The organism is Providencia sp. PROV252 (genome assembly GCF_033676005.1).
GTDB lineage: Bacteria > Pseudomonadota > Gammaproteobacteria > Enterobacterales > Enterobacteriaceae > Providencia > Providencia vermicola.
Genome location: NZ_CP096294.1, coordinates 3,660,565 through 3,682,597, shown reverse-complemented (window position 1 = coordinate 3,682,597; position 22,033 = coordinate 3,660,565). Strand labels below are relative to the sequence as shown.

General features: G+C 43.0%; 17 protein-coding genes and 1 riboswitch. Of the genes, 8 read left to right on the top strand and 9 right to left on the bottom strand.

The window, feature by feature from the left end; all coding sequences use genetic code 11:
- Positions 1-110: 110 nt before the first annotated feature.
- A complete protein-coding gene (locus M1F05_RS16915) occupies positions 111-1,574 on the top strand; it encodes an MFS transporter (RefSeq protein ID WP_206083678.1) in 1,464 nt (487 codons plus the stop codon).
- A gap of 227 nt (positions 1,575-1,801) precedes the next feature.
- On the opposite strand, the gene rpoD is transcribed toward M1F05_RS16915, so the two are convergent.
- The 3 genes from rpoD to rpsU form a co-directional block, all read right to left on the bottom strand.
- Positions 1,802-3,739: an RNA polymerase sigma factor RpoD gene (gene rpoD, locus M1F05_RS16910; RefSeq protein ID WP_272516315.1), complete on the bottom strand. Its 1,938-nt coding sequence runs from the start codon at positions 3,737-3,739 to the stop codon at positions 1,802-1,804.
- Positions 3,740-3,844: 105 nt separating this feature from the next.
- Positions 3,845-5,590 (bottom strand): DNA primase, encoded by a 1,746-nt coding sequence (gene dnaG / locus M1F05_RS16905; protein ID WP_206083680.1) that lies wholly within the window; start codon positions 5,588-5,590, stop codon positions 3,845-3,847.
- 169 nt (positions 5,591-5,759) lie between these two features.
- Positions 5,760-5,975, bottom strand: coding sequence for a 30S ribosomal protein S21 (gene rpsU, locus M1F05_RS16900; RefSeq protein ID WP_001144069.1), 216 nt, complete (start codon positions 5,973-5,975; stop codon positions 5,760-5,762).
- Between the two features lie 454 nt (positions 5,976-6,429).
- On the opposite strand from rpsU, the gene tsaD reads away from it, so the two are divergent.
- The gene (tsaD, locus tag M1F05_RS16895) at positions 6,430-7,449 is read left to right on the top strand and encodes a tRNA (adenosine(37)-N6)-threonylcarbamoyltransferase complex transferase subunit TsaD (RefSeq protein WP_206083681.1); all 1,020 of its coding nucleotides are present in this window, start codon (positions 6,430-6,432) and stop codon (positions 7,447-7,449) included.
- Between the two features lie 59 nt (positions 7,450-7,508).
- Here tsaD and M1F05_RS16890 read toward each other — a convergent pair whose 3' ends face one another.
- Positions 7,509-9,041, bottom strand: coding sequence for a PAS domain-containing methyl-accepting chemotaxis protein (locus M1F05_RS16890; RefSeq protein ID WP_206083682.1), 1,533 nt, complete (start codon positions 9,039-9,041; stop codon positions 7,509-7,511).
- Positions 9,042-9,318: 277 nt separating this feature from the next.
- On the bottom strand, positions 9,319-9,975 hold the full coding sequence (plsY, locus tag M1F05_RS16885; protein WP_206083683.1) for a glycerol-3-phosphate 1-O-acyltransferase PlsY: 657 nt from the start codon (positions 9,973-9,975) through the stop codon (positions 9,319-9,321).
- Positions 9,976-10,082: 107 nt separating this feature from the next.
- On the opposite strand from plsY, the gene folB reads away from it, so the two are divergent.
- Positions 10,083-10,442: a bifunctional dihydroneopterin aldolase/7,8-dihydroneopterin epimerase gene (gene folB / locus M1F05_RS16880; protein ID WP_206083684.1), complete on the top strand. Its 360-nt coding sequence runs from the start codon at positions 10,083-10,085 to the stop codon at positions 10,440-10,442.
- Positions 10,443-10,482: 40 nt separating this feature from the next.
- On the opposite strand, the gene M1F05_RS16875 is transcribed toward folB, so the two are convergent.
- Both M1F05_RS16875 and M1F05_RS16870 read right to left on the bottom strand, forming a co-directional pair.
- Positions 10,483-11,727: a multifunctional CCA addition/repair protein gene (locus M1F05_RS16875; protein WP_206083685.1), complete on the bottom strand. Its 1,245-nt coding sequence runs from the start codon at positions 11,725-11,727 to the stop codon at positions 10,483-10,485.
- 12 nt (positions 11,728-11,739) lie between these two features.
- On the bottom strand, positions 11,740-12,354 hold the full coding sequence (locus M1F05_RS16870; RefSeq protein WP_206083686.1) for a TIGR04211 family SH3 domain-containing protein: 615 nt from the start codon (positions 12,352-12,354) through the stop codon (positions 11,740-11,742).
- A 280-nt stretch (positions 12,355-12,634) separates the two neighbouring features.
- On the opposite strand from M1F05_RS16870, the gene M1F05_RS16865 reads away from it, so the two are divergent.
- The 4 genes from M1F05_RS16865 (at position 12,635) to M1F05_RS16845 (ending at position 18,691) form a co-directional block, all read left to right on the top strand.
- Positions 12,635-13,597, top strand: a complete 963-nt coding sequence (locus M1F05_RS16865) for an inorganic triphosphatase (RefSeq protein WP_206083687.1) — start codon at positions 12,635-12,637, stop codon at positions 13,595-13,597.
- Between the two features lie 12 nt (positions 13,598-13,609).
- Positions 13,610-16,456 carry a bifunctional [glutamate--ammonia ligase]-adenylyl-L-tyrosine phosphorylase/[glutamate--ammonia-ligase] adenylyltransferase gene (gene glnE / locus M1F05_RS16860; RefSeq protein WP_206083688.1) on the top strand — a complete coding sequence of 949 codons (2,847 nt, stop codon included), beginning with the start codon at positions 13,610-13,612 and terminating at the stop codon, positions 16,454-16,456.
- Between the two features lie 90 nt (positions 16,457-16,546).
- On the top strand, positions 16,547-17,974 hold the full coding sequence (hldE, locus tag M1F05_RS16855; RefSeq protein WP_206083689.1) for a bifunctional D-glycero-beta-D-manno-heptose-7-phosphate kinase/D-glycero-beta-D-manno-heptose 1-phosphate adenylyltransferase HldE: 1,428 nt from the start codon (positions 16,547-16,549) through the stop codon (positions 17,972-17,974).
- Between the two features lie 360 nt (positions 17,975-18,334).
- On the top strand, positions 18,335-18,691 hold the full coding sequence (locus M1F05_RS16845) for a type II toxin-antitoxin system HicB family antitoxin (protein ID WP_206083690.1): 357 nt from the start codon (positions 18,335-18,337) through the stop codon (positions 18,689-18,691).
- 34 nt (positions 18,692-18,725) lie between these two features.
- Here M1F05_RS16845 and ubiK read toward each other — a convergent pair whose 3' ends face one another.
- Together ubiK and M1F05_RS16835 are read right to left on the bottom strand one after the other, a co-directional pair.
- Positions 18,726-18,992: a ubiquinone biosynthesis accessory factor UbiK gene (gene ubiK, locus M1F05_RS16840; protein WP_206083691.1), complete on the bottom strand. Its 267-nt coding sequence runs from the start codon at positions 18,990-18,992 to the stop codon at positions 18,726-18,728.
- Positions 18,993-19,171: 179 nt separating this feature from the next.
- Positions 19,172-19,870 carry a DUF3592 domain-containing protein gene (locus M1F05_RS16835; RefSeq protein WP_206083692.1) on the bottom strand — a complete coding sequence of 233 codons (699 nt, stop codon included), beginning with the start codon at positions 19,868-19,870 and terminating at the stop codon, positions 19,172-19,174.
- A gap of 273 nt (positions 19,871-20,143) precedes the next feature.
- A riboswitch (FMN riboswitch) is annotated at positions 20,144-20,294 on the top strand.
- 158 nt (positions 20,295-20,452) lie between these two features.
- Between M1F05_RS16835 and ribB the strand changes: the two genes are divergently transcribed.
- Positions 20,453-21,106, top strand: a complete 654-nt coding sequence (gene ribB / locus M1F05_RS16830; RefSeq protein ID WP_206083693.1) for a 3,4-dihydroxy-2-butanone-4-phosphate synthase — start codon at positions 20,453-20,455, stop codon at positions 21,104-21,106.
- Positions 21,107-22,033 lie beyond the last annotated feature (927 nt).

Here is a 22,033-nt window from a genome sequence, read left to right as displayed (position 1 = left end):
AAAATAATTTACTCGCTGATTTTATAAGTAATGATATTCATTCTCATTTCAATTGACCGTCGGTCGGTCATATTCTATGATGTAGTCATAACGAAGATGAGGTAGATGAAATGAGACGATTATTTTTGATCGTTGCCGTGTGTTTAGGCACATTTATGGCAACATTGGATATCAGCATCGTGAATGTGGCACTCCCTGCAATTGGTGAAGATCTTGGGGCGAGTCTGTCGATGTTACAGTGGATTATTGATGCATATGCGCTATGTCTATCTGCATTGATCCTTTCTGTTGGCCCTATCAGTGACCGCTATGGACGCAAAAAAGTGTGGTTAATAGGAATTGTGATCTTTACTTTAGGCTCTGCAATTTGTGCATTTTCAGTATCTTCTCAGATGCTAATTATTGGCCGAGTTATCCAAGGGATAGCAGCTGCAGCATTGATCCCTGGTGCGCTTTCAATTATCACTCAAGCCTTTAGCAACGATATTGAACGGATTAAAATTATTGGAATTTGGTCAGCAGTTAGCGCGCTTTCATTAATTATTGGCCCAATATTAGGGGGGTTTTTGGTTGATACCTTTAATTGGATGACGATTTTTTTAATCAACATTCCAATTGGTTTACTGACCCTATTGTTAGGGTGGATTGGGATCAATGAAAGTGCTGATCCCGAGAAAGCCGCTTTTGATCCTTTAGGGCAACTATTGAGTATTGTGGCGTTAGGTAGTGTTACTTTTGCTTTAATTGAAGCGGGGGATAAAGGCTGGGGAAATTATTTCACGCAAAGTGGATTAGCTATTTTTACAGTAGCGGCTTTAGCCTTTATTTGGGTAGAGAAACGGGTGGAGAAACCATTACTCCCTTTTTTCCTTTTTAAAACAAACCCTTTTTTCTTTCAATATAATATGGCCTCTTTTGCTCTGGGTTTTGCCACCTACAGCAATGTGTTTTTTATCGCGCTATTCTTACAAAAAGGCCAGGGGTGGGGTGCTTTTGAAGCGGGGCTCCGTATGGCGCCAGAATTTATTGCGATGGCGATATTTTCATTTTCATTTGGTAAATTATCCCGTTTTTTAAGTGTACGTAATTTAATGGTTGTTGGATTTATTTTAATCGCGAGTGCATCATTGTTATTTACGCAGGTAAATTCTGAAACGGATTATCTGCCCATTGCATTGATATTATTCGTTTTAGGTGCAGGAATGGGGATGTCGACGCCTGCAATTGGTGCTTTAGTGATGGCGAGTGTTGAAAAAGCGTATTCAGGCATTGCATCAGCGATAATGAATGCATTAAGACAGACAGGGATGACATTAGGGATAGCGCTATTAGGCACATTAATGACTCACCGTGCGGTGAACCAATTACTCCATGATGATAGGTTAAATAGCGCGATGTCTTCTCAAGAAATCGAACGTTTGATTCATAGTTCTTCTGGTTCGATGCCATCGTTGCTGGTTGAACAACTGACGCGTTCTGCTTTTGTTTCAGGATTCAATGTGGCAATGTTTGGTGGTGCAATCGCGATTATGGCAACGTTATGCTTAATGATGAAAAATAAAGTAATGAAATAAAATTGCACTGAAAAAAAACACCTGCCTTGGCAGGTGTTTCAGACTGCTGACAAACCGATTAGGTTTGACTGCAGGTTGGATAGGTTTTGAAAATAAACTAGGAAAATCAATTTATTGATTTTCGCCTGATAACACAAAGCAGGAAAAACCACGCTTTTATCCTGCTTTGTCAACAACCAAAAACACCTGCCTTAGCAGGTGTTTTTGTCTATTCGAATAACGTGTTCTTATTCATCAAGGAAGCTGCGCAGAACTTCTGAACGGCTTGGGTGACGCAGTTTACGCAGTGCTTTCGCTTCAATCTGACGAATACGTTCACGGGTAACATCAAACTGTTTACCTACTTCTTCAAGAGTATGGTCAGTATTCATGTCGATACCAAAACGCATGCGCAGAACTTTCGCTTCACGTGCTGTTAAGCCAGCTAACACTTCGTGAGTTGCAGAGCGTAAGCTTTCTGATGTTGCTGAGTCTAAAGGCAGCTCTAAAGTCGTATCTTCGATGAAATCGCCTAAATGTGAATCTTCATCATCACCGATAGGGGTTTCCATTGAGATTGGCTCTTTTGCAATCTTCAGAACTTTACGTATTTTATCTTCTGGCATTAGCATGCGTTCAGCCAGTTCTTCTGGCGATGGCTCACGGCCCATTTCTTGCAGCATTTGACGAGAGATACGGTTCAGTTTATTGATGGTTTCAATCATGTGAACCGGAATACGAATTGTACGTGCTTGGTCAGCGATTGAACGCGTGATAGCCTGACGGATCCACCAAGTTGCATAAGTTGAGAACTTATAACCACGGCGGTATTCAAACTTATCAACGGCTTTCATCAGACCGATATTACCTTCTTGGATCAGGTCAAGGAATTGCAAGCCACGGTTGGTGTATTTCTTCGCGATAGAAATAACCAGACGCAAGTTCGCTTCAACCATTTCTTTTTTCGCACGGCGAGCTTTCGCTTCACCGATAGACATACGACGGTTGATATCTTTAACTTGTTCGATTGTCAGGCCAGTTTCTTCTTCAATTTGACGTAATCTTTGTAGGCAACGCAGAATTTCTTCTTCAACTTCAAGCAGTTTTTCAGACCACGGCTTGTTCATCGCTTTTGCTGCTGTTAACCAAGTCTCGCTGGTTTCATTACCGCTGAATAAGGTGATGAAGTTTTTCTTCGGCATTTTGCACTGTTCAACACACAGTTTCATGATAGTACGTTCTTGTAAACGAACGCGATCCATCATTTCACGCATGTTATTGACCAGATAGTCAAATTGCTTCGGTACTAAACGGAACTCTTTGAACACTTCGGAAAGTTGTTCAATCGCAGCGGCGGTTTTTGCATCGCTGCGTCCATATTGTTTGATATGTTGACGTGTGCTTTCATACTGTTCACGAAGATCAGAGAATTTCTGGCGCGCTAATTCAGGATCGATGCTGTTATCGTCATCGCTATCACTGTCATCGCCGTCTTCATCTTCTTCATCTTCATCGTCGTCTTTATCCAACTCTTCTTGTGGTAATTCAGAGCCGACGTGGGTGGCAGTAGGGGCAAGATCTTCTTCCGCATTAGGGTCAACAAAGCCAGTAATCAAGTCAGATAGACGGCTTTCACCTGCTTCAACACGGTCGTATTGCTCGAGAAGATAAGTGATAGCCTCAGGGTATTCAGCAACAGAGCACTGAACCTGATTAATCCCATCTTCGATACGTTTTGCGATGTCGATTTCACCTTCACGGGTGAGAAGTTCGACAGTCCCCATTTCACGCATATACATGCGAACAGGGTCAGTAGTACGGCCAATTTCACTCTCAACACTGGATAAAACTTGTGCAGCGGCCTCTGCTGCATCTTCATCCGTATCGGAAGTATTCTCAGCCAAAATCAAATCATCGGCATCAGGTGCTTCTTCCATGACCTGGATGCCCATGTCATTAATCATCTGAATGATATCTTCAATCTGATCTGAATCGACGATATCTTCCGGCAGATGGTCGTTGACCTCAGCATAGGTTAAGTAACCTTGCTCTTTACCCTTGGTGACGAGTAGCTTAAGCTGCGACTGCGGGTTTTGCTCCATAAGACAGTATCCACACTTCTGAGTATTTAGATTGGTGTCGGTCGGCGAAACATTCGGCCAACAAGAACATACAAAGGGAAATATTTATTATTTGCTACGCCCTTTATTTTCGCAGCATTTTACAGGCATCTGCCTTGTGTTTAGCGGCACTTAAGCCGTTTTATATACTAATTCTATTTTGGGTTTATATTATGTTTTTACTCGCGACAGCGTAATTAAGTGCACCTCTTCGCGCTCTTGCGGGGTCAGACTTTGTGTGCGAGCTTTCGCCATTAAATAGTCGAAACGTTCGCTGAGTGCGCTATTAAATAGATGATTTAATGCATCTATAAAGGTATTTTCCGCTATCTCCTCTATTTCTATATCGTTCCATGTTGCTAGTTTTTCAAGCTGTTTCGAAAAATTATTATCTCGATAACGCTCTAGCAGCTGCCCAGTCGTCATTCCGGGGGTGGAACGGCATACATCGACCAATTCCTGAAATAGAGAAAGCCCCGGCATTTGGATATGGGCAATTCCCTCTAATGAGGGAACAAGCTCCGAAAAGTTCGGATTTTGCACTAACAATGCGATAAGAATTCGCATTGTTGTCGGTTTTAATTTTGGCGCCTGATAATTAACTTGCTCGGTGTTCTCTCTATCAATAATAGCAAGAACCTGAGAAATATCTGGTATACCAATAAAATTTCCTAGCTCTTGCGCCATATAAAGGCGCAAAGTCTCACCCGGTATCTGTTTAATCAAAGGGATAGCAAGCTTACTAAATTTTGCTTTCCCTTCTTGGGTGGTTAAATCAACTTGTGGTACGAGTGAATCAAATAAAAAGCCTGATAACGTTTGTGCTGTTTGCATGCGCTGCTCAAAGGCTTCTTTACCTTCTTTGCGTACCAATGAATCAGGGTCTTCACCATCAGGTAAAAACATAAAGCGTAGTTGGCGGCCATCCGTCAGATAAGGCAGGGCGGTTTCTAATGCGCGCCATGCCGCTTCGCGGCCAGCTCGGTCACCATCATAACAACAGATAACAGTATCTGTTGAACGATAAAGTAACTGAATGTGTTCTGAGGTGGTTGAGGTTCCCAGTGATGCTACCGCATAGCGGATGTCATACTGAGCCAATGCCACTACATCCATATAACCTTCGACAACTAATAACTTCGCTAATTCACTGCTATTTTGTGTTGCTTCATAAAGGCCGAACAACTGACGACCTTTATGGAAAATATCTGTTTCTGGCGAGTTCAAATATTTGGGTAATGCATCCCCTAATACTCGCCCACCAAAGGCGATAACTCGACCTCGTCTATCCCGAATGGGAAACATCACGCGCTCTCTAAAGCGGTCATAGACACGGCCATTATCATTGGTCACTAACATGCCTGCATCATCAAGCTGTTTGCGACTGTCGGGGTTTACTGCGAATTTCTTGAGCAAATTATCCCAGCCTGGGGGGGCGAAACCAATGGAAAAATGCTCAATAATTTCTGCGCTCAAACCACGTTGGCTTAAATAATCTTTGGCTTTATTTGCCGAGGGATGATTTAAGGCAGCGCAGTAAAATTGGTTAATTTTTTCCATCAACTGATACAAATTTTGCCGTTGATGTAATTCTATTTGGCTTGTACCTGTTCCTTTTTCGTACGGAACGTCAAGGCCATGTAATGCAGAAAGTTCTTCAATTGCTTCGACAAAATCGAGTTTGTCGTAATTCATCAAAAAATCGATAGCGTTACCGTGAGCACCACAACCAAAACAATAATAAAACTGCCTTTCACCGTTAACGGTAAAAGAAGGCGTTTTTTCATTATGAAACGGACAGCAAGCGTGATGGTTTTTACCCTGTTTTTTTAACGGGACTTTTGCATCGACTAAATCAATGATGTCAGTTCTTGCTAACAAGTCATTGATAAATGAACGCGGAATTCGTCCAGCCATAAGCCTCTTTTTCGCCTGTTGATGAACGATAATAAGCCGCGCTTCCTTTAGGAAAGCACGGCCTTTAACTGCTTAGCTATGACTACTACAAGAAAAAAATAACGATAAGAGTGACTTAATTCTTGTATTAGCTATCGTCTGTCATGAATGCGGTTAACACCGCAATCAATTAGTACAGACGAGTACGGCGTGCGTTTTCGCGAGCCAGTTTCTTAGCGTGACGCTTAACAGCTGATGCTTTAGCGCGTTTACGTTCAGTCGTTGGTTTTTCATAGAATTCACGACGACGAACTTCAGCTAAAACACCTGCTTTTTCACAGGAACGTTTGAAACGACGCAGTGCAACGTCGAATGGCTCGTTTTCACGTACTTTAATTACCGGCATGTGCCTCTCACCTCGATAGAAATCGGTTTGTTGCTGGTATGGATTCACCAGCCTTCATTTAAAATGGTGCGGAATTTTACTTCAATGAGTACGGGTTTGTAAAGTGCCGTATAAAATTGAATCACACAAGATCACCTGATTTGTAGCTCGTTCGATGAAAAAGCAAACAAAACCAGACAATAATGAGAATTAGCCACACGAAATTTTTATTACAGGGGGTTGATTATAGACTATACAACAAGGAAAGTCAGCCTTTTGGCAACATAAATTACGCGATATACTCGCAATTCTTCAAATTGCAGGGGTGTTGACTGCGCTCAGCTACCCGAGTCACGTACTTTTGTACGCTCATCGGGATATCTTCCCTTGTCGCCTACCTGCAACTCGAATTATTTGGAGTATAGGTTGAAAATAGTGATAGACTTGTGACTATGAAATAAACAAGGGTAGTGGAATGCGTGTTTTAGGTATCGAAACTTCTTGCGATGAAACGGGTATCGCAATTTATGACGACGAACTTGGCTTACTTGCCAACCAATTATATAGCCAAATTAAAGTCCATGCAGATTATGGCGGAGTGGTGCCTGAACTGGCATCTCGTGATCATATTCGTAAAACGGTGCCATTGATTCAAGCGGCGCTGAAAGAAGCTAATTTAACTCGTGAAGACATCGATGCAGTTGCTTACACCGCAGGCCCTGGTCTGGTGGGGGCTTTGATGGTTGGAGCAACCGTTGGGCGCTCTCTGGCATTTGCTTGGAATGTACCCGCTATTGCTGTTCATCATATGGAAGGGCACTTATTGGCACCGATGTTGGAAGAAAAGAGCCCCGAATTTCCATTTGTCGCATTACTGGTTTCTGGTGGTCATACACAATTAATTAGTGTGACAGGCATTGGCGAATATGAACTATTAGGCGAATCCATTGATGATGCGGCAGGGGAAGCCTTCGATAAAACGGCAAAACTGTTAGGGTTAGACTACCCTGGTGGCCCTGTTTTATCCCGTATGGCGCAGCAAGGCACTGCAGGGCGCTTTGTTTTTCCAAGGCCTATGACGGACAGACCTGGTTTAGACTTCAGCTTTTCAGGCCTAAAAACCTTCGCAGCGAATACCATTCGTGAAAATGCAGATGACGACCAAACTCGCGCGGATATCGCGCGTGCGTTTGAAGATGCCGTGGTTGACACGCTTGCCATCAAATGTAAGCGTGCGCTTGAGCAAACGGGCTTTAAACGTCTCGTTATGGCTGGTGGGGTTAGTGCTAACCGTGCTCTTCGTGCCAAAATGGAAGAAGTGCTGAAGCAACGTAGTGGGGAAGTATTTTACGCGCGCCCTGAATTTTGTACCGATAATGGCGCGATGATTGCGCTTGCTGGGCTTATTCGTCTTAAGGGTGGTACAACGACAGGTTTAGGCGTGACAGTGCGCCCACGTTGGCCGCTGGCTGAATTACCGCCGTTAGAAAAATAGAGTACTGCATATCAAAATGAAGGGCTGTGATGAAACAGCCCTTTTTATAGAGTCAAAAATTAATGTAGAACAATCACTGCCTCTTCAAGGCGTATCGAACGGTCTTTTACCATATTAGATGTCTCTGTGCTTTGTTCAACCAGTAGTGTGCTTTGCTGTGTAATCGTTTCTAATTCGCTCACCGCTTGGGTGATATCAGAAATACCCGCTGCTTGTTCAGATGTTGCTTGGCTAATATGCGTGATTAGCTGGGTCACATTTTGCACTTGGTCTACAATATTTCTCATTGTGTTCCCTGCAGTGTGCACCTGATTTTTTCCAGAATTCACTTTTTTCTCGCAGTCATTAATTAATTCACGGATATCATTGACGGCGCTAGCACTGCGGCTGGCTAAACTGCGAACTTCATTAGCTACCACCGCAAACCCTTTGCCTTGCTCTCCTGCACGTGCGGCTTCTACGGCAGCATTTAATGCTAATATGTTGGTTTGAAAGGCGATGTCTTTAATAACATCAGTGATGGAATTAATTTTACTGGTGCTATGAACAATCTCATCCATGGTGCCAACGACGGCCTCCATCATCGCGCCTCCACTCACTGCCGTTTCACTGGTTGCATTTGACAGCTGGTCAACCTGAATGGTGTTGTCTGCATTCATTTTCACAGAAACAGCCATTTGGTTCATTGTTGCGACGGTTTGTTGCATATAACCCACCGTGCGCAGTGTGTGTGTATCTAGCTCATTGCAGTCAGCAACTAAGGATTGGCTACCTTTGCGGACGTTATCCACCTGTTCTGACACATCTTTTATTAACCAACGACAGACCAAGCCAAGTTGTCCAACAGAGCGTAATAGCTGGCCAATTTCATCTGTGCGTTGCATATGATTGACGCTGTGACGGTTACCGCGAGCGATACCGAGTGCTTGAGTCATAATGTTTTCAAGGGGAGTGGCAAGAATTCGTTCAAGGATAATATTTCCAATTAATAGGGTGGCAAAGGTACACAAGCTTGCAATGAGTAATGGGAGGTCTTGCAATCCAGCTAAGCTCGCTATCGCCATCCAAAACGCAAATAATATGCTTATGGTGAGTCGAATTCGCCACCGCGTTGAGAGGGTAGATAGGTGAAAAGGCCATTTTTTGGAAAGCACAATGCCCTTAAAGATTTTTTTTTGGCTTCTATTTTCATTCATTGCTGCATAAAGGGGTTCCACAGCAGCGATTTCTTGGCGAGTAGCACGAGTTCGAATCGACATATAACCCGTAATAACGCCTTTGCGCTCCATGGGAATGATATTGGCTCTAACCCAATAATGGTCACCGTTTTTTCGTCTGTTTTTGACAATCCCCGTCCACGGTTCACCTTGTTTGAGTGTTGCCCACATATCCGCAAAAGCCTGTTTAGGCATATCAGGATGTCGGATAATATTATGGGGTTGTGTTAATAATTCATCTAATTCATAACCACTAACTTGAACAAAGAAATCATTAGCGTGAACAATGTTTCCTTGCAGGTCGCTAGTTGTCATTAGAGTAATATCTTCATCTAAGATATGTTCATTTTGAGTGATATAAGGAGTTCTGCTCATGATAAATACCATTATTATTGTTTAGTTTTCCTTTTATATAGTCGACAGCTTTTAAATATTCATTAGTAATAAATTTGCAATAAATTAACTTTTTTTTAAAAGTGTGCGCTGGTTAAAGTGAAAATGTAACAACAGCACAAATTGCTACTAGTACAGTTTTAGGAAGGGATTTTACGCTGCTGTTATTTTTATGGTGCTTTTTAGGAAACTTTGAGCAAGTATTAGGTATAAAAAAAGAGCTGATTTCAGCTCTTTTAAAGGAAGTAGGAATGAATATTTAGTCGTCGAGTTCTTGCTCTTTGGTTTCTTGAGCAATCTCTTTGTTCGTTTTTTGCTTTTTGTTTTTCAATTTCTGCCAAATACGACTTTCTTGCCCGCGCCATAAACGTTGAATATTACCGTGGTGACGAACTAATACTAAGCACGATAGCATGGCGACAGGAAAGGTAAATTCAGGCTTAAACCACCAAACGTAAAAGGGGGCTAAGAGAGCACTAACAATTGCCCCAAGAGATGAATAACCACTGAGTAGGACAGTGAGTAACCATGTTCCTGCAACTAATCCTGAAAGATCCCAGCCAATAGCCGCGATAGAACCGAATGCAGTTGCTACCCCTTTTCCCCCTTTGAAATGAAAGAAAACAGGATAAATATGCCCAAGGCAGGCTGCAATTGCGACAAAGCCAAGATAGAATGGTTGTACATTGAGGTAATAAGCCAGCCAAACGGGGATCATCCCTTTTAAAACGTCGCAAAGTAGTACTGCGGCGGCGGCTGCTTTACCTCCAACGCGTAAGACGTTAGTTGCACCAGGGTTACCAGAGCCGTGTTGACGGGGATCGGGTAGTCTCGCTATACGGCAGATCAGTATTGCACTGGAAACTGATCCACAAAGATAAGCGAAGATTATCATGCCAAGCGCGGTTGCACTCATAGCTAACTCCAAAACGATTGAGGCCATATATTCACTTCAGTCTTGGATAATACGCATATTTTTGCTGAAGTGGTATTAATTCAGTACATAAACGAGAAAATGACGTGATGGATATCGTATTTATTGAACAATTATCAGTCATCACCACGATTGGTGTATATGACTGGGAACAAACTATTGAGCAGAAATTAGTGCTCGATATCGAAATGGGATGGGATAACAAGCGCGCGTCTTTGAGCGATAATGTTGAACATTGCTTAGATTATGCACAGGTTAGCCAAACCCTCATCAACCATTTAGAAACAAATAAATTTGGTTTAGTTGAACGCGTTGCTGAAGAAGTCGCCCAACTTTTAATGACAAAATTCAATAGTCCATGGGTACGCATTAAAGTCGCTAAACCAGGCGCAGTTGCACGCGCTCACCAAGTCGGTGTTGTAATCGAAAGAGGCACTAAAACTGCTTAAAAGATGGCTGGCGGTGTTTTATCGCCAGCATCATCCATATCTATAGGTTCATATCAATAATTTGCTGCTGTTGTTGCCAGCAAGCAATGCGCTCAATACGCTGACGTGTCAATTCTTGGCGAATTTCAGATCCTTTAAACCCTTGCTCAACAATGGGTTTTACCGCGACAGACTGCGCGATAGCAAATGCTTGGCGCAGAAACTCGCCTTGCGGATAGGCGTGTTGTTCAAGACCAAGTCGACCTCTGGCATCGGCTTCGCTGATTAAACTGAGCTGTATAATGCGTTCTGGTTTTCGCCAGCTATCTAAACCATCAAAAACAGCGACTAAATCACTAGCCGATAACCGATTGATTACGTGAATTTTATCATGATATCGTGCCGCTAAACAGGCTAAATCTCGCGCATCTATTGGGACTCGAAGGCGAGTACAAAGCTGCTCAATAAGTGGGATACCTGCCTCCCCATGATTAGGATGGCTGGGCCACACATCAGGTGGAGTAAGGGCTTTGCCCAGATCATGGCATAATGCTGCAAAACGAATATTCACATCATTAGACAGCATAGCAATCACTTTCATCACCATTAAAGTGTGAACCCCTGTATCGATTTCAGGGTGCCACTTTTCAGGGGCGGGAATGCCAAATAAATTATCAATTTCGGGGAACAGCACTACGAGTGCACCACATTGGCGTAAAACCTCGAAATAAACTTGCGGTGCGGTTGATTTAAGAGCCTTTTCGGTTTCAACCCAAACGCGCTCTGCTGTTAGGTGTGATAACTCTCCCGTCATCGCCATTGACTGCATTAACGCCAGTGTCTCAGGGGCGATAGTGAAGCCTTGTTCATAAAAACGTGCGGCAAAGCGTGCGACTCGTAAAACACGTAATGGGTCTTCTGCAAACGCGTCTGAAACGTGGCGTAGAACCCGTTTTTCGAGGTCATTTACGCCATTGAACGGGTCGATAATCTCCCCTGAATCACTTTGTGCGATGGCATTAATGGTGAGATCACGACGTAATAAGTCATCTTCGATAGTGACATCAGGGGCGCTATAGCAGTTAAACCCGGTATAGCCCACCCCGATTTTGCGTTCTGTGCGGGCTAATGCGTATTCTTCATGCGTTTCTGGGTGCAAAAAGACAGGGAAGTCTTTTCCAACTTGTTGAAAACCTTCTGTAAGCATCGCCTCAGGCGTTGTGCCAACGACCACAAAATCCCTATCAGAAATAGGCAGCCCTAGGAGTTGGTCACGGACGGCACCACCGACCAGATACACTTTCATCGAATAACCTTATTATGCCCAGCCATCATTACGTTTTTTACGGCGTGGAATGAGGTGTGGTAAAATTAAACCTAAAATTAAGCCAGCACCCGCTACACCACCACCATACATAAACCATTGTAAAATCAATTCACGGCGGCGATCGTCAAGGTTCACCTCGGCAATCTCGAGTTTTTTACCTGATTTGATTAATTCATTCTTTAATTTTTCATTTTCTGCTTTCAGTTGGCGAACAATATTGTCGTTGTCTGCCACTTTTTGCTGCATATCGGCAGTGCGTGTGTTCCACGTACCATCAATATTATCGAGCTGCTGGCGGAGCTTTTGATTTTCGGCTTCCAGCTCTGGAATACGGGTTTTCATGCTTTGTTTATTGCTAAGCTGGTCAACAGGTAGCCAAACTGTCCTGCCTTTATCATCACGTACCTGAGCAAATTTATTGTCAGTGGAAATCAGTTCAACTTCGTCCCCTGCATTGAGCGTTCCTACGATACGATATTTTGTGCCAGGGCCGCTATGAACATATGTTGATAAGTCATCTGAAACATAACGCTTTTCTGCTGCTTGTGTGTTTAAGGAAAGGCCTAGCCCCATGATTGAAATTAATAATAATGGAATTTTTCGCATGGTATTTACAGTCTTTTGGTGGTGAATGAATGTGGTATTCATTGAATACTAATAAGTAAAGTGGCAGGGTGCAAACCCTAAACACCGATGTCTTGGTTCTCTAAAAGATAATGAGAACTATCCTAACTGCCTAAATTACCCTTATTTTTACCCTTTTTTCAAGATAACTCTCTAAAAGAAATCTGACAGAGAGAATTTTTGATTTCAATACAGATTCTTTTCTCAGCATCGCTTGATTGGGGTAATATGAGCACAGTGAAATTATCAAATAAGGATATGTATGAGCCACGTCGAGGTTGAACTCAAATTAGCCGCCAAAAGTGAGGCCATAGAGGCTGTTCGTCAGAGTATATCGACATTGCCCCATCAATATAGTGAGCCAACAAAGCTAACGAATATTTATTTTGACACGCCGCATAGGCAATTGCGGCAATGGGATATGGGGCTGCGTATTCGTGGCTGTGATGGTCACTATGAAATGACGATGAAAACGGCGGGGCAGGCAATTAGTGGTTTACATCAGCGGCCTGAATACAATGTTAATATTGATTCCCCCGAACTGAACCTTGCCGCTTTTCCTGAAGACATTTGGCCAGAAGGCACTGATATTACGGCATTGCAATCTGAATTGAGTGTATTGTTTAGCACCAATTTTACCCGCGAAAAATGGTTAGTGACTTTCGAAGACAGCGAAATTGAAGTGGTGCTTGACCAAGGTGAAATTTCCGCAGGTGCAAAAGATTTACCTATTCAAGAGTTTGAATTAGAACTGAAAAAAGGCTTTATTGCGGATGTTCTTAATTTAGCGAAAAAGTTTGCTGATATTGATGGACTGTACCTGTCTTCCCTAAGTAAAGCTGCTCGGGGTTATTCCTTACTTTCACCAACTAAAGCACCATTAACCCGCCCTGATTCGCTATTTGATTACGAAGAGCAACCGATTGAAAAATCGCTGACGCATATGCAGTTGCTGTGCCAACAACATGAAACCTATTGGTTAGCAGGGGCAAATGATGCGCGCCAAGGTTTTGTCGAGTTCCTGCGTTTTGTTCAAGCCTTTTTGGTGCACTATCAAAACTCTGCCCCACATTTTATCCATGATACGCCGTTAGACCAATTACAGTTAGATATTGCTAATGAAAACATGAGTGCGGATGATTTTTGCTATAGCAGTCAGTGGTTAAAATGTAAGCTGGCCTTTATTCAATGGTTAAGTGCGTTAACCTACCAAGAAGATCACTAGGATTTGAACAATATGCATCCACTGCCTGATTTACTGCAAGCCCAAAAAGAACGTGTTTTAAATCAGTTAGCTAACCAAGCGCCTGGTTTATTGCCTTTGAGTGAAGATGAAGCACAAGTACTCTCTTTTAGTGATTTTGCACTTAAACAGGTTCTTGCCCATTCACGGTTTTTATTGGATATCCGCACGAATCCACCAAAGGCCGATGAGTGGCAATATTATGCAACTTGGCTTGCGGACAGTGTTTCATCTGTTTCAAGCGAAGATCATTTAATGCAGGTGCTGCGCACGTTTCGTCACCAAATGTTAGTGCGCTGTACGTGGATGCAAGTATTGGCAGAGTGTTCGCAACAAGACACCATTTACCAACTGAGTGTGTTAGCAGAAACCTTGATTGTTGCTGCAAGGGACTGGCTGTATCAGGAATATAGTCAGCAGTGGGGAACCCCTTGTAATCACGAAGGAAAACCACAGCCGCTATTGGTGCTAGGGATGGGAAAACTGGGAGGAAGAGAGCTGAATTTTTCTTCCGATATTGACCTGATTTTTGCTTACCCTGAAAACGGTGTCACACAAGGCGGCCGTAAAGAATTGGATAACGCTCAATTCTTTACTCGTTTAGGGCAAAAACTGATTCGCATGCTCGATCAAGTCACTGTCCATGGCTTTGTTTATCGGGTGGACATGCGTTTACGGCCTTTTGGCGACAGTGGTCCGCTAGTATTTAGTTTTTCCGCATTGGAAGATTATTACCAAGAGCAAGGGCGCGATTGGGAACGTTATGCGATGGTTAAAGCGAGGATTATGGGGCCCGATAGCCTGCATTACGCTGAAGGCCTACGCAAATTACTGCGCCCGTTTGTCTATCGCCGCTATATTGATTTTAGTGTGATTCAGTCTCTGCGCAATATGAAAAATATGATTGAGCGAGAGGTTCGCCGCCGTGGTTTGGTGAATAACATCAAACTGGGGGCTGGAGGGATCCGTGAAATAGAATTTATCTCCCAAGTTTTTCAGCTGATCCGTGGTGGGCGAGAACCCGTTTTACAATCACAATCGCTGTTTAGCACGTTTCAGGGGATCCGCGAACTCGCTTTATTACCCGATAATCAGCTCGATATCCTACAAGATAGCTACATTTTCCTGCGTAGAATAGAAAATTTACTGCAGAGTATCGACGATCAACAAACTCAGACTCTACCTGATGATGCGCTCAACCAAACGCGTTTAGCGTGGGGGATGAATTTTGCCTGCTGGGCGGACTTTTACGCGTCTTTAAGCCAAAAAATGGCGGCTGTCCACCAAATATTTGCTGAGCAAATTGGGCAAGATGATGATGACGAAGATGCAGATAACTTTGATGAAATTTACATCACGTTATGGCAAAGCGACCTGTCCAAAGAAGAACTTGCTGCCTATTTACCCTCTCAGGATGAAGACATTGCACAGCGGATTATTCATGGTATTTTAATGTTCCGCCATGACCTGAACAAGCGAACCATCGGGCCAAGAGGGCGCGATGTGCTTGATGAACTCATGCCGAAATTATTGGCGAAAATTGGTGAGCGAGATGATGCAGGGCAAGTTATTGAGCGTATTACACCGCTATTGCTAAGCATCGTGAGTAGAACGACTTACCTTGAGTTGATGCTTGAATTTGATGAGGTACTGACCCACGTTATCCGTTTGTGTGCTGCCTCTCCAATGATTGCCGAGCAGCTATCTCGTCACCCATTACTTCTTGATGAACTTCTTGACCCGAAATCCCTTTATCAACCCCTTCCATTAACGGCTTACCGCGACGAATTACGCCAATATTTGATGCGTGTACCTGAAGAAGATGAAGAGCAACAATTGGAAGCGTTGCGTCAATTTAAACAGGCGCAGCTTTTACGTATTGCGGCAGAAGATATTTCAGGTGTACTGCCTGTCATGAAAGTGAGCGATCACCTAACCTACCTTGCAGAAGCCATTATTGATGCCGTTGTTCATCAGGCCTGGCAAAAAATGGTGAAACGCTACGGTGAACCTGCCCATTTAGCGCAGGGTGATAGCAAGCAATATGGGTTTGCTGTATTAGGCTACGGCAAGTTAGGTGGTTGGGAGCTAGGCTATAGCTCTGATTTAGATTTGGTTTTTCTGTTTGATTGCCCATTAAATGTGGTCACTAATGGTGAACGCGCTATTGATGCAAGGCAGTTTTATTTGCGTGTTGCGCAGCGAATTATTCACTTATTCAGTACGCGCACGGCATCAGGGATTTTGTATGAAGTGGATGCTCGCTTAAGGCCATCGGGGGAGTCAGGGATGTTGGTCAGTACCATTCAATCTTTTGATGATTACCAAAAAAATGATGCATGGACGTGGGAACACCAAGCACTTATTCGTGCTCGGATGGTGTTTGGCGACGCTGAATTACAACAGCAATTTACCCGAATTCGCCATGAAACCTTGTGCTTGCCGAGAGATGCACACACACTGCAACAGCAAGTGCGGGATATGCGAGTGAAAATGCACCAACATTTAGGTAGCCACCAAGCTAATGAGTTTGATTTAAAGGCTGACCCTGGTGGGATCACGGATATTGAGTTTATTGCGCAATATTTAGTATTACGTTTTGCTTCGCAAAACAAGGCGTTAACAAGCTGGTCAGACAACGTGCGGATTTTTGAACTGATGGCACAGTACGATTTTATGTCGGAAGAAGAAGCCAACGCATTAACCCAAGCATACGTCGCCATGCGCAATGAACTTCATCACTTAGCTTTGCAATCATTACCAAGTCGCGTGGATATGCGCCAATTTGCACCGCAACGTGAGCAAGTGTTAGCTAGCTGGAAAAAATGGCTTGGTGAATGAGTTAAAACGTATTTTATTTAGCTAATTAGTGCAATATGCTAATATTTCGCTAATTATGATCAAATTTCCTTTTTAAAACTGGAGTGCAGGATGAAAGTAACTCTTCCGGATTACAAAAAAGCCGGTGTGCTGGTGGTTGGCGACGTGATGTTAGACCGTTATTGGCATGGTCCCGCAAACCGTATTTCTCCTGAAGCCCCTGTACCAGTGGTTAAAGTAACGATGGTTGAAGAGCGTCCAGGCGGAGCAGCTAACGTTGCGATGAATATTGCATCGCTAGGTGCAAATTCCCGCCTTGTCGGCTTAACAGGGATTGATGATGCGGCGAAAGCATTGACAGAAAACTTAAATGCTGTACAAGTCCGCTGCGATTTTGTTGCTATTCCAACGCATCCAACGATTACAAAATTACGCGTTTTGTCTCGTAACCAGCAACTGATCCGTCTTGATTTTGAAGAAGGTTTCGACAATGTCGATGTGGCACCCGTTTTAGAGCGTATCGAGCAAGCGTTGCCGCACATCGGTGCATTAGTGCTATCTGACTATGCGAAAGGGGCATTAACTCACGTTGAAAAAATGATCGCGCTAGCGAATAAAGCGGGGGTACCTGTATTGATTGACCCGAAAGGGAACAATTTTGAACGCTACCGTGGTGCAACATTATTGACGCCAAACATGTCTGAATTTGAGGCCATCGTTGGGCCTTGCAAGACAAATCAAGATGTTGAAGAAAAAGGGATGGCGTTACTTAATACCTTGGAATTAAAAGCATTATTGATTACGCGCTCAGAGCAAGGCATGAGCCTTATTCGCCGTGATGAAGCGCCATTACATTTACCGACACAGGCACAAGAAGTGTTTGATGTGACAGGTGCAGGTGATACGGTGATTGGTGTATTAGCGGCATCAATTGCTTCTGGTCGTCCGCTACATGAAGCGTGCGCATTAGCGAATGCCGCCGCTGGCGTTGTTGTCGGCAAATTAGGAACATCCACTGTTTCTCCAATCGAATTGGAAAACGCGATCCGTGGCCGTGCGGATACGGGGTTTGGTGTCATGACTGAAAGCGAACTCAAACAAGCGGTTGCCAATGCAAGGCAACGTGGGGAGCGTGTAGTGATGACGAACGGATGTTTTGATATTCTGCACGCAGGCCATGTTTCCTATTTAGCCAATGCACGTAAATTGGGTGATAGACTGATTGTTGCGGTAAATAGCGATGCATCAACTCGTCGACTTAAAGGTGAAACACGCCCTGTAAACCCATTAGAGCAGCGCATGACGGTTTTAGGTGCACTAGGTGCGGTGGATTGGGTTGTCGCTTTCGAAGAGGACACACCGCAACGTTTAATTGCTGAAGTTCTCCCTGACATTCTGGTTAAAGGTGGTGATTATCGCCCAGAAGACATTGCAGGCAGTGCTGAGGTTTGGGCTGCGGGTGGTGAAGTTAAAGTGCTTAATTTCGAAGATGGCATTTCAACGACGAACATTATTAAAAATATTATGAAAACCAGCTAATCACTGATTAGTTCGTTAATTATTGATAACCCAGCTTTGGTGATATTGCTAAAGCTGGGTTTTTTATTATTCAACGTTTAAAAAACAATGACGTCACATGTTGACGTCATTGTTTTTTTATTTTAATTTGATATTAGTTAAGGGCGTCATGGAATAGACGATGATCAAAATCAGGGAATTGAGTGCTAAGCACCGGAAAACCATGGTTGATATACTGACTATCCCACCTAAATCAGCCATTAGATGGGATGAGGTGATCAGTTTAATCAATCATCTAGGCGGTAAAATTAAAAATGGCAATGGATCACGGCGCTGTTAATGGGTTACGTGAATGGTTAGAAAATATAATAGGGGTAGAATATGATTAAAAGCAGTAATGTCATGACAATTAATGGGCATCCTGCTTCTGTCACCTATGAAGCGGACATTAAAGCCTTTCGCGGCCAGTTTTTGGATGTGGGCGGTTATTGCGATTTTGTTTCCGATAGTATTGAAGGGCTGAAAAAAGAAGGGCAAATCTCATTAAGTGATTATATTGAAAGCTGTCGTGAGGAAGGAATACCGCCATTTAAAGATGAAGGCACGGTGAAGTCATTTACGTTACGTTACCCTAGCCGTTTGGAAGCTTATTTAAATGCTGCGACAGCCGCGCATAATATCTCTAAAAACCAGTATATCGTACAGTTATTAGAACGCGAGTTAGTGTCTAATAAATAAAAATGTGACGCCAATTAGGGCGTCACTGTTCGGTTTACTCAGCTGTTTTTTCTTCAGTACTTAGGCTGGCTTCAAGGGCGCTAATGCGTTGTTCCATTTTGGCTAATTTTTCGCGAGTGCGTAACAACACTTGAGTTTGAATATCAAACTCTTCGCGACTGACTAAGTCTAATTTGCCAAGTTGTGACTGTAACAGTGAGCGCAGTTTTTTATCAAAATCTTCACCTAAATCACGTACGCCTTGGGGTAAAGCACCTTGAATTTGGCGAGCAACTTGTTCAAGTTTTTTCGGATCGAGCATTCGCGGGTCCTTAAATTTTTTGAGAAATGAGTTGGGGGTAGTGTAATACCTCTTGTCGCGGTAATAAACTCTTTTCCTGTTTCCTTATGATACTTGGAGCACAAGGAGGCAAGGGGGATGAGACTGAAGGAGAAATGACCACCTTGAAGGCGGAATTACCCAAGATGGTCAGTTTAACGTTATTTCAATTCAGGTAAAAAACGGATGTCCATATAGTATTTATTGGCATTACTTCTATCGAGATAGATAGTCACATTTTCCCTATCAATATAAGGGGATGGGTCAAAATAAATATTCTCACTTTTATAACGCTTAATTGTATTTGTATTTTTATCATGGACATCTGCAATAATTTGATAAGGAGAACGTCTATTCACTTGGATCATAGTATTTTCTTCAACACCTGTGATTTTTACTTGAATTGGCGTACCTTCGCGCAATAAACGGGTACTTTTTTTCTTATTGGTGATACCGAACATAACAGGAATGCCACCAATTAACGTAAATACACCGCCAAAAATACCTAAAATGATACTCAGTCCATATACACCAAAGAGTGAATCAATGATGGCATCTTGCGGATTTGTTGGATTATAAAGTACATCAATGGATTGACCGATGCTGTTTCGATAACCGCTACTCCCCATTGATGAACGAAACTCAATTTGTTGATTTTCTAGGGTCGTAAACTCGATAATGGGGAAATAGGTTTTTGATTTATCTTCCGAAACACTAATGTCGAGATCGGTGACTATTCCTGTTGTTTTAATACCATTTTTTGCCATATCCATACCAGAATAAAGCGCAAAAGCAGTTCCGACCAAAAATAAGAGACCGATGACTAAAAAGATGGGAAAGATAAAACGGTACTTTTTCACCCTAGTATTCCTTTAATGACATTTTTATTGCTGGTTATTATTATACAAGTCAATAAATTATTTTAGTTAAGTGTGATGTTTAGACTGATATTTAGGACAATTTACGTCTTATTGCGATTTTTTATGCCTTGGTGGTAACAGGTGATGCCTGTATTTTAATTACCCCTGATAACTATAGGTTTTTATTCATGTTTTTTGGCCAAAAGTGTGAGAGGCTCGCCAGTTTTGAAAGACACCGTTGCGTAGTTGAATTATTGGCGTTATATTAATTGCGTTTATCTCAGGGCGGGGTGAAAGTCCCCACCGGCGGTAACATGCAACGCGCATGAAGCCCGCGAGCGCTTTATCATTTTAGTGATAAAGGTCAGCAGATCCAGTGTGAATCTGGAGCCGACGGTTATAGTCCGGATGGGAGAGAATTAACTGTATCTGCATATTTGTGCCGTAATGCACAATCATGTTCTGCATACCTGAATGGGTAGATTGCCACTTATGGGCGATTTATTTATTCATCATTTCTCGTAATCCTAAGACTGCCTTGATTCTGGTAACTAGTTAATAACTATTTAAGAGGTTTTTACCATGGATCATACGCTACTTTCCGAATTCGGTAATCCAATCGAACGTGTTGAAAAAGCTATCGAAGCTTTACGCCAAGGCCAAGGTGTTCTTGTTCTGGACGATGAAGATCGTGAGAACGAAGGCGATTTAGTTTTTGCAGCAGAAACCATGACTGCAGAGCAAATGGCATTCACCATTCGCTACAGCAGCGGTATTGTGTGCCTGTGTATCACTGAAGAGTGTCGCAAAAAACTGGAACTGCCAATGATGGTAGAAAATAACACCAGCCAAAATCAAACGGGCTTTACTGTGACGATTGAAGCGGCAAACGGTGTTACCACTGGCGTTTCAGCTGCAGACCGTATTACTACCATTCGTGCAGCGATTGCGGATAACGCAGTGCCAGCAGACCTGAACCACCCAGGCCACGTTTTCCCATTACGGGGTCGTGAAGGTGGTGTATTAGCACGCCGTGGCCATACAGAAGCGTCTATCGATTTAGCCTCATTAGCAGGGTTCAAGCCAGCGGGTGTGCTATGTGAATTGACCAACGATGATGGCTCAATGGCGCGTACGCCAGAAGTGGCGGCTTTTGGTAAGCAACATGGCTTGACGGTAGTGACTATCGAGGATTTAGTACAATATCGTTTGCAGCATGAAAAGAAAGCGAGCTGATCCTCGTCATATTTCGAGCTGTGGCGTTGTTGGCTTCTCTTAGCCATCTTAGTCACATACTAATGTATGCTCCTAAGAATGACTTCGTTTGCCGCCTAGCCACAACTCGAACTATTTAGAGGAATGTCTTCGTCATATTTCAAGCTGTGGTGGTGTTGGCTTCTCTTAGTCATCTTAGTCACAGACTAATGTATGCTCCTAAGAATGACTTCGTTTGCCGCCTAGCCACAACTCGAACTATTTAGAGGAATGTCTTCGTCATATTTCAAGCTGTGGTGGTGTTGGCTTCTCTTAGTCATCTTAGTCACAGACTAATGTATGCTCCTAAGAATGACTTCGTTTGCCGCCTAGCCACAACTCGAACTATTTAGAGGAATGTCTTCGTCATATTTCAAGCTGTGGTGGTGTTGGCTTCTCTTAGTCATCTTAGTCACAGACTAATGTATGCTCCTAAGAATGACTTCGTTTGCCGCCTAGCCACAACTCGAACTATTTAGAGGAATGTCTTCGTCATATTTCAAGCTGTGGTGGTGTTGGCTTCTCTTAGTCATCTTAGTCACAGACTAATGTATGCTCCTAAGAATGACTTCGTTTGCCGCCTAGCCACAATTCGAACTATTTAGAGGAATGTCTTCGTCGTATTTCAAGCTGTGGTGGTGTTGGCTTCTCTTAGTCATCTTAGTCATCTTAGTCATCTTAGTCACATACTAATGTATGCTCCTAAGAATGACTTCGTTTGCCGCCTAGCCACAACTCGAACTATTTAGAGGAATGTCTTCGTCGTATTTTGAGGAAGAGTTCGTTTTTTAAACTTAAATATAAATGGGCTAATTTTAGCTAATTTATTGATAGTACGTTCAGCATATAGAATCTTATGAAGGCCACTGAGTTGCACACCTCGTGGCCTTTTCAATTTTTTTGATGATC

Excerpts from the sequence above, each read along its gene's own strand:
- ubiK (WP_206083691.1), bottom strand. The coding sequence starts at position 18,992 with ATGCTCGATCCGAAAAAACTTGAACAAGTTGCTCGCCAAATTCAAGGT.
- M1F05_RS16865 (WP_206083687.1), top strand. The coding sequence starts at position 12,635 with ATGAGCCACGTCGAGGTTGAACTCAAATTAGCCGCCAAAAGTGAGGCC.
- hldE (WP_206083689.1), top strand. The coding sequence starts at position 16,547 with ATGAAAGTAACTCTTCCGGATTACAAAAAAGCCGGTGTGCTGGTGGTT.
- rpsU (WP_001144069.1), bottom strand. The coding sequence starts at position 5,975 with ATGCCGGTAATTAAAGTACGTGAAAACGAGCCATTCGACGTTGCACTG.
- plsY (WP_206083683.1), bottom strand. The coding sequence starts at position 9,975 with ATGAGTGCAACCGCGCTTGGCATGATAATCTTCGCTTATCTTTGTGGA.
- dnaG (WP_206083680.1), bottom strand. The coding sequence starts at position 5,590 with ATGGCTGGACGAATTCCGCGTTCATTTATCAATGACTTGTTAGCAAGA.
- M1F05_RS16845 (WP_206083690.1), top strand. The coding sequence starts at position 18,335 with ATGATTAAAAGCAGTAATGTCATGACAATTAATGGGCATCCTGCTTCT.
- folB (WP_206083684.1), top strand. The coding sequence starts at position 10,083 with ATGGATATCGTATTTATTGAACAATTATCAGTCATCACCACGATTGGT.
- M1F05_RS16890 (WP_206083682.1), bottom strand. The coding sequence starts at position 9,041 with ATGAGCAGAACTCCTTATATCACTCAAAATGAACATATCTTAGATGAA.
- M1F05_RS16875 (WP_206083685.1), bottom strand. The coding sequence starts at position 11,727 with ATGAAAGTGTATCTGGTCGGTGGTGCCGTCCGTGACCAACTCCTAGGG.
- M1F05_RS16915 (WP_206083678.1), top strand. The coding sequence starts at position 111 with ATGAGACGATTATTTTTGATCGTTGCCGTGTGTTTAGGCACATTTATG.
- tsaD (WP_206083681.1), top strand. The coding sequence starts at position 6,430 with ATGCGTGTTTTAGGTATCGAAACTTCTTGCGATGAAACGGGTATCGCA.
- ribB (WP_206083693.1), top strand. The coding sequence starts at position 20,453 with ATGGATCATACGCTACTTTCCGAATTCGGTAATCCAATCGAACGTGTT.
- glnE (WP_206083688.1), top strand. The coding sequence starts at position 13,610 with ATGCATCCACTGCCTGATTTACTGCAAGCCCAAAAAGAACGTGTTTTA.
- M1F05_RS16870 (WP_206083686.1), bottom strand. The coding sequence starts at position 12,354 with ATGCGAAAAATTCCATTATTATTAATTTCAATCATGGGGCTAGGCCTT.